The 6,775-nt window shown below is 71.2% G+C and carries 6 protein-coding genes; 4 read left to right on the top strand and 2 right to left on the bottom strand.

Annotated features, from left to right (window positions below; translation table 11 throughout):
* Window positions 1-582: 582 nt before the first annotated feature.
* From ACFV4F_RS41585 to ACFV4F_RS41570, 4 genes are all read left to right on the top strand, one after another.
* Window positions 583-1,044 carry a MarR family winged helix-turn-helix transcriptional regulator gene (locus tag ACFV4F_RS41585; RefSeq protein ID WP_380510910.1) on the top strand — a complete coding sequence of 154 codons (462 nt, stop codon included), beginning with the start codon at window positions 583-585 and terminating at the stop codon, window positions 1,042-1,044.
* Between the two features lie 78 nt (window positions 1,045-1,122).
* Window positions 1,123-1,668 (top strand): YciI family protein, encoded by a 546-nt coding sequence (locus ACFV4F_RS41580; RefSeq protein WP_380448912.1) that lies wholly within the window; start codon window positions 1,123-1,125, stop codon window positions 1,666-1,668.
* Window positions 1,669-1,822: 154 nt separating this feature from the next.
* Window positions 1,823-2,266 carry a hypothetical protein gene (locus ACFV4F_RS41575; RefSeq protein ID WP_380448914.1) on the top strand — a complete coding sequence of 148 codons (444 nt, stop codon included), beginning with the start codon at window positions 1,823-1,825 and terminating at the stop codon, window positions 2,264-2,266.
* Window positions 2,267-2,418: 152 nt separating this feature from the next.
* Complete coding sequence (locus tag ACFV4F_RS41570) at window positions 2,419-3,906, top strand: SPFH domain-containing protein (protein WP_380510908.1); 1,488 nt, start codon at window positions 2,419-2,421, stop codon at window positions 3,904-3,906.
* Window positions 3,907-4,032: 126 nt separating this feature from the next.
* On the opposite strand, the gene ACFV4F_RS41565 is transcribed toward ACFV4F_RS41570, so the two are convergent.
* On the bottom strand, window positions 4,033-5,379 hold the full coding sequence (locus ACFV4F_RS41565; RefSeq protein WP_380510905.1) for an MFS transporter: 1,347 nt from the start codon (window positions 5,377-5,379) through the stop codon (window positions 4,033-4,035).
* Window positions 5,380-5,594: 215 nt separating this feature from the next.
* Entirely contained in the window at window positions 5,595-6,467 is an 873-nt protein-coding gene (locus tag ACFV4F_RS41560) for a N5-glutamine methyltransferase family protein (protein ID WP_380510902.1), read from the bottom strand.
* Window positions 6,468-6,775: the final 308 nt, after the last annotated feature.

The following is a 6,775-nucleotide window of genomic DNA, read 5'->3' as shown; positions in this document are numbered from 1 at the left end:
CGTGGGGGGGGGGCCCCCCCCCCCCCCCCCCCCCTGGCGCCCGCGCGCGCGGGCGCAGCCTTCGTGGCCAGGCCCCCAGACCCCCCCCCCCGGCCATTCCGCGATCCGGCGGCACCAACCCCGCCACTCGGCGCCCCCTGACCCGAGCACACTCATAGGAAGTCGACCCGCCCGACTTCCCACCCACCGGCACTTCGTGATCCGGCGACAGCCGGCGGGCTTGGGCAGAGCAGGACACGAACGTCAAAGCGTGGTTGCGGCTGCCGCTTCCCGCAGAGCGAAAGCCGCGCGTTGGGCGATCGGGTCGCCATGCTCGAAGAGCACCGTTTCGACCTCCCGCTCAGCAAGCCGACGCAGTGACCGGATCGCTCGGACGCGGTCGGGGTCGAAGGCGCCCGGCATGGTCCGGCCGACGGCCGAGCCGGTGTGGGCCCCGTGCCAGTGCGTCAGCACGATTTGCCGCGGTCGCCGTGCACCAGTACCTCCTCGATCCGCGCCGCGCAGCCCGCCGTACCGGGTACCTCGTGGCGGCCGTGCCACGCCCTTGACCTCAACCGCACTTGAGGTCCTAGCTTGGCGATCATGACGACCGCAAACACCCCGAAGAACGGCACCACCGCCCTCGGCCAACGGCCCATCGCCCTGGTCGCCTGGGGCGCCACCGAGGCGATCCTGCGACACTCGCAGGCGGCCCTCGCACGCATCGACGTGACCCAGCCCCAGTGGTGGGCGCTCAACAACATCGTCCGGGCCGAGCAGGGCCTCGCCAGGGCGGAGATCCGCGCCGTGGCCGTGCCCTACGGCATGGGCCCCGAGGTGATCGTCCACGCCATGGACGCCCTCGTGCACCGGGGCTGGCTCGGCATCGGCACGGACGACCGGCTGACCCTCACGGAACAGGGCCGTGAGGGCCTGACGACGGCGAAGGAACACATGGACCGGGTGCGGACGGAGTTCCTCGGCGACATCACGGAGGAGGAGTACGCGGCTGCGGTCGCCGTGCTCCAGCGCATCACCGACAACCTGGCCCAGGAGCCGGTGTAGCAGTACTGGGCCCAGCGCCGTGCGCAGGAAGTCGACCGGGCCGACTTCCTGCGCACTCACATGCGGGACCATACGGTCATGGAATTCCTCTGCTACCACCGCGACCGGACCGGTTCCCTGCCGCTGCGCCACGAACTGCTGGAAGACCACTGGTCCTACATGGACCGGTTCGCGGAGGAGATGATCGCCCGCGGCCCGACCCTCGACGACGACGGCGCGCCGACCGGCAGCATGCACATCGTCGACCTGCCCGGCCCCGCCGCCGCCCGTGCGTTCGCCTTCGAGGAGCCGGGCTACCAGGCCGGCGTCTACCGGGACGTGCTGCTGCGGCGGTGGCGCAACCTGCTCGGCCGCACCATGTGGGACTTCCCGGGCGGCCGGACCGGCGGCAACCGGTACCTGGTGCTCGGCCTCGGCACGGGCGAGGCGGCCGACCTCGCCGTCCCGGCCGACCGGGACGAACTGATCGCCTACGGGCCGCTGCTGTCCGACGACGGCGCCACCTGGCTCGGCACGGCGGCGCTGCTCCGCGCGCCGGACCGGGAGACGGCACGCGCCGTCCTGACCCCGGACCGGTACGCCCACATCGAGGTGCACGCCTGGCAGTTCGGCGGGCGGCGCTGATGACCCCGGATGCTCGCCGACTACGAGCTGCACGGGGAGCCGCTTCCACGGGTCGGTCTCCGGTGGTTCTGGAACGCTTTCGCGCGGCGACCCGCCTGCACGGCCCGTCCTGATCAGCCACCTGAATCTCCAGACCACCCGCGGCTACGTCGCCGTGTTCGACGAGGACGTCGTGCGCCACTACATGGCCTACCTCGCCGAGCGGCGCGAGGTCAGGCCCGCCGAGGAGTACCGCGAGGCCACGACCGCCGAGTGGGAGGAGTTCGAGGAGCACTTCGACAAGCGCAAGGTCGAGCTCGGCTCCTGCGCCCGTCCCTATGGCACCCCCTGCCAGCACGAACACGCCTGCATCCGCTGCCCGATGCTCAACGTCAACCCCAAGATGCTCGGCCGGCTGAACGAGCTCGAAACCGACCTCCTCACCCGCCGCGAACGCGCGGAGGCCGAAGGCTGGTTCGGGGAGATCGAAGGTCTGGACCTCACCCTTGCGCTCCTCCGCTCGAAGAGGGACGAAACGGAGCGATTCACTCGCAGGCCCGTCATCGACCTGGGCATTCCCGCGCCACGAACAACCCCATCCCCACCGAAGACAGTTTGAATGCCGACATAGCCACGTTCGCCGCAAAGCGCTTTGCCCACTGGCCAGTTCATGTTCGTGAAGACAATCGCATCATGGGGTAGATCTGGAAGACTGCTGCCCGGCGCGAGCTGGCGTCAGGGCAGGGAACCTGGAGGAGGGGGAGAGCCGCTGTGGAGCCGGTCCTCATCGTTCTGATCATCTTGATGGCGCTCGTCATCAGGACGTTGTTCAAGACGGTTTACATCGTTCGGGAGGCCAGCGCCGCCATCGTGGAGCGCTTTGGGCGCTACACCCGCACGCTAGACCCCGGTCTGAACTTCGTCATCCCGATCATCGACAAAGTTCGCTTCCGGGTCGACCTGCGTGAACAGGTCATGGCGGTTCCGCAGCAGCAGGTGGTCACGCAGGACAATCGACGCGTCGACATCGACATCTTTGTCTCCTACCAGGTGTCCGATGCAAGGGCCGCCACCTACGGCGTGACCAGCTACGTCCAGGCAATCGAGCAGCTCACGGTCGCCACGATGCGCCGCACCATCGACGGCATGGACCTCGAACGGGCCCTGAACTCCCGAGAGGAGATCACCATGGACCTGCTCGCTGCGCTTGATCGGGACACCGCCCGCTGGGGTATCCGGGTCCACCGAGTCGAGTGCAAGATGGGCGCACTGCCTACGCTCATCCAGGATCCGACACCGCAGCAGGCTCACGCTGACCGGTACAGGGGTCCCGTCGCCCCGACACATGGTGATGGGGTGGCGCCTGGTACGCCGCAATCGCCCGTGCGGTCGGGCACCGCCCCCGGGCACCGTCCGCTGCGGCAGGATGATCCTCGCCGTATCGGCCGCTACCGGCTGACGGCGGTACTGGGGCAAGGCGGAATGGGCACGGTCTACCTCGGCCAGTCGCCGGGGCAGCGCCTGGTCGCGGTAAAGGTCATCCGGCGGGAGCTCGCCGAGGATACGACCTTCCGGAAACGCTTCGCCCGCGAGATCGAAGCCGCAGGCCTCGTCGGTGGGTTCCACACCGCGTCAGTGGTCGACGCCGATCCCCACGGCGACCCGCCCTGGCTGGCCACCGAGTACATCCCCGGCCCATCACTGCACGAGGTCCTCAGCCAGCAAGGGGCCCTGCCCCCGAGGACCCTGCACACCCTCGCTGTCGGCGTCGCCGAAGCGCTTGAGCGCATCCACGCCCGCGGCATTGTCCACCGCGACCTCAAGCCAAGCAACGTCGTCATCTCCAGCTCAGGACCCCGCATCATCGACTTCGGCATCGCTCGCGCCCTCGACAGCATCGGACTCACCAGTACCAACTATGTCCTCGGCACGCAGGGGTTCCTCGCTCCGGAACAGCTCACAGGCGCGCCGATCACACATGCCACGGATCTCTACGCCTTCGGCATGGTGTTGTGCCATGCCGCAGGAGCCGCGCCGCTCCCGGACGGCGAATCCCTGGAATCTGCTCTCAGCTTGTTACCCTCTCGGTTTGTCGGTGTCATCACCCGGTGCCTCGACCACGATCCCAGCCGCCGTCCGACTGCGACCGAAGTACTCGAACTGCTATCCCGAAGCGACCAGTCGACAGGCGATTGGTTGCCGCTCCCAGTGCGCACGATGGTTGACCTGTACAACCCTCTTGCCATCGCAGCACCTTGAAGCCCGCGCGCGTTCGATGGTGATCAATCTGCGGATTCGCCCTCCCAGTGGGCTCTGATCCGGTAGACCGCCTTGCGCGGCGCGAGTGCACCTGACGGACACCGTGTTGCATCGGAACCCAGGTGATCACCGGTGAGAGAACATTCGCCGCCGGACCGGCCCGCCGCATCGCCCGATTGAGTGAAGTGCAGAGAAGCGCCCCACGTCGTAACCGTGGCGCTGCTGCTCGGCGTCAGGGCCTTCCGTCGGCTCCTCGTCGAGCGGGGCCGGGGGTGCGGAGCGGCGGCGGCCGCGCAGCCCGGTCGCGGCGGACAGGACGACAGGGGCCGCGGCCAGGGCGAAGCACACGGGCAAGGGCAGGCGCCCTACCAGCAGCCCGGCGCCGGCCGTCGCCGACGACGAGCCGGCGTTGAGGGCCGTGTTCACCCATGCGCCCGCCTTGGTGCGCGCGCCCGGGCGGGCGCACTCGTCGGCGATCAGATACGCCGTCGTGACGGCCGGGGCCACGAAGAGCCCGCCCAGTGCCGCGCCTACGATGAGCACGTAGGGGTGGGGCGACAGGCCGGTCGCCGCCAGGACGAGCCCCAGCGCGACCGCGAGCACCGACAGCCGGAGCCTGCTGGAGCTGCGCCACGGGACGGCGCCGTAGACGAGACCGCCGACGGCACTGCCCGCCGACAGCGCCGCCAGGACCCACGGCACCACCGCGGAAGCGTCCCGTTCGTCGGCGAAGGCGATCACCAGGAGGTCCAGGGCTCCCAGGGCCATCCCCACACCCGCCGCGACGGCGATCGCCTGGCCCAGGCCGGGACGGCCGGCCGACCGGGCGGGCGTTCCGCCGTCCTCGGTCTTCCCCGCAGCGGCCCAGCCGCCGGCCGCCGGGGAGGTGGCCAGCGCGAGCGCTCCCGTCAACGCGAGGGCGGCGCTCACCGCGAGACCCACCGACGGCACGGCCACCTTCACCAGCACGCCCACCAGCAGCGGTCCGGTGACGAACAGGAGCTCCTCGGCCACCCCGTCCAGGCTGTACGCGCGCTGCAGCAGCCCCCGATCAGGGACGAGGGTGCTCCACAACGACCGCATCACCGGACCGAGCGGCGGTGTGGCGGCGCCCGCGGCGCCGGCGAGGACGCCCAGCACGACCCCCGACGCGCCCGACCACGCGGTCGCCAGCGCCAGCGCGGTCAGCAACGCCGCGTAGACGGCGGCCATGACCGGCAGCACGCGGCGCGGACCGTACCGGTCCACCAGAGCGGCGCGGGCCGGAGAGAGAAAGACACTGGTCAGCCCGAACACCGCCATGACGCTGCCGGCTGCGGCGTAGGAGTCGGTGGCTCGTCGGACCGCCAGGACCAGTGCCAGGGAGACCATTCCGTACGAAAGGCGGCCCAGCAGTGCCGCACCGAACGTCCGGCGGGCATAGGGGGTTCGCAGCACGGCCGCGTACGACGGTGCCGTGAAGGACGAAGACATGAGCATGTTCCTCGGGAGAGTCGGCGCCGCTCAATGGGGCGCTCACCTGTACGTGGGCAGCGAAGGGCCGCGCCCGGCGGGACGCAGCAACGCCGACTACTACGCACAGAGGAGGAACATGCCTGCGAACGTATCAGATCTTGCAGCCGAAAGAGACCGGGGCGCCTCCCCCACCATGCGCGCACGGTGCGGGAGGGGCCCGGCCGTTGGCGTTCTCAGGCCTCGGTGCGGACGGCCGAGGAGTACAGCGGCCAGCCGTCCTGGTCCGGGCGGCACGTCACCTCGGCGAAGCGGCCGGACTCCCGCAGCAGCGCCGGCACCGTCGCGCCGTGCAGGTGCCCGTGCTCGACCACCAGCGCGCCGCCCGGCCGCAGCATCCCGGCCGCCGCCTCCACCACCTGCCGCACGACCCGCAGGCCGTCGGCGCCGCCGAACACGGCGTGGCGGGGCTGGTAGCGGCCGAATTCGTCCGGCACGTCGGCCGTGTCCGGCATGAACGGCGGGTTCGCGAGCACCAGGTCGGCCCCGGCCGCCAGGCCGGTGAGCGCGCCCGCCCGGTCCGCCGGGCCCTCGTGGACGGTCACCCCGGTGTCCCCGAGCGCGGCCCGACGGGCCGCGTTGCGGCGGGCGAAGTCCGCGGCGACCGGATCGAACTCGACCGCGTGCACCCGGGCGTCCGGCCGCGCGTGGGCGAGGGCCAGCCCGATCGCGCCCGAGCCGGCGCACAGGTCGACCACCGTCGGCGCCGCCGTCCCCGCGACGGCCTCCAGGCCGGCAGCGAGCACGAGCTCGCTGTGCACCCGCGGCACGAACACCCCCGGCCCGACGAGGAGTTCCAGCCCCCCGAACACGGCCCGCCCGGTCAGGTGGCCGAGCGGCACGCCGCCGGCTCTCCGGCCGACCAGGTCCCGCAACCGCCGCACCGATCTCCCGTCGAGCTCCCGCCGCGGATCCAGCCCGCCCGGCTCCACCCCGAGCACCCGCGCGGCCAGCTCCTCCGCCTCCCGCCGCGCGTCCGTCCCCACCACGCCCTTCTCAAGTATCAGCACGGCCTCGTCGAGCAGATCCCCGAGCATCGTCGTCCCCATCCGTAGCCTCCAGGCCCCACCGCACGGCACCCACCGCCGCACGCTACCGCCAACTGTGCGGCCGCGGTGGCTAGGTGAGCGTCCAAATCTCTTGTCCTGAACGGTGGTTGGACGCTCGGGAACCGACGGTCAGCCTGGGATCCCGACCGTTCGCCTGCCTCCGAAGCATCATCTGCGTGCCCTCGGGCTCGCTCTCATGTGCTCGATCAGAGCCTCACGGCTCGCGTAGTGGTCGGCTTGCGGTCGGCGAAGCGCGCGCGGACCGCGTCAACCCGCGACGGGGGGGGGGGCGCCGGGGGGGGGAGCGC

The sequence above is a fragment of the Kitasatospora sp. NPDC059722 genome (genome assembly GCF_042733235.1).
Lineage (GTDB): Bacteria > Actinomycetota > Actinomycetes > Streptomycetales > Streptomycetaceae > Kitasatospora.
Note: the sequence above shows the minus strand (reverse complement) of the source record. Positions and strands in the feature narration are given on the sequence as shown.

Excerpts from the sequence above, each read along its gene's own strand:
- ACFV4F_RS41585 (WP_380510910.1), top strand. The coding sequence starts at position 583 with ATGACGACCGCAAACACCCCGAAGAACGGCACCACCGCCCTCGGCCAA.
- ACFV4F_RS41580 (WP_380448912.1), top strand. The coding sequence starts at position 1,123 with ATGGAATTCCTCTGCTACCACCGCGACCGGACCGGTTCCCTGCCGCTG.
- ACFV4F_RS41565 (WP_380510905.1), bottom strand. The coding sequence starts at position 5,379 with ATGTCTTCGTCCTTCACGGCACCGTCGTACGCGGCCGTGCTGCGAACC.
- ACFV4F_RS41560 (WP_380510902.1), bottom strand. The coding sequence starts at position 6,467 with ATGGGGACGACGATGCTCGGGGATCTGCTCGACGAGGCCGTGCTGATA.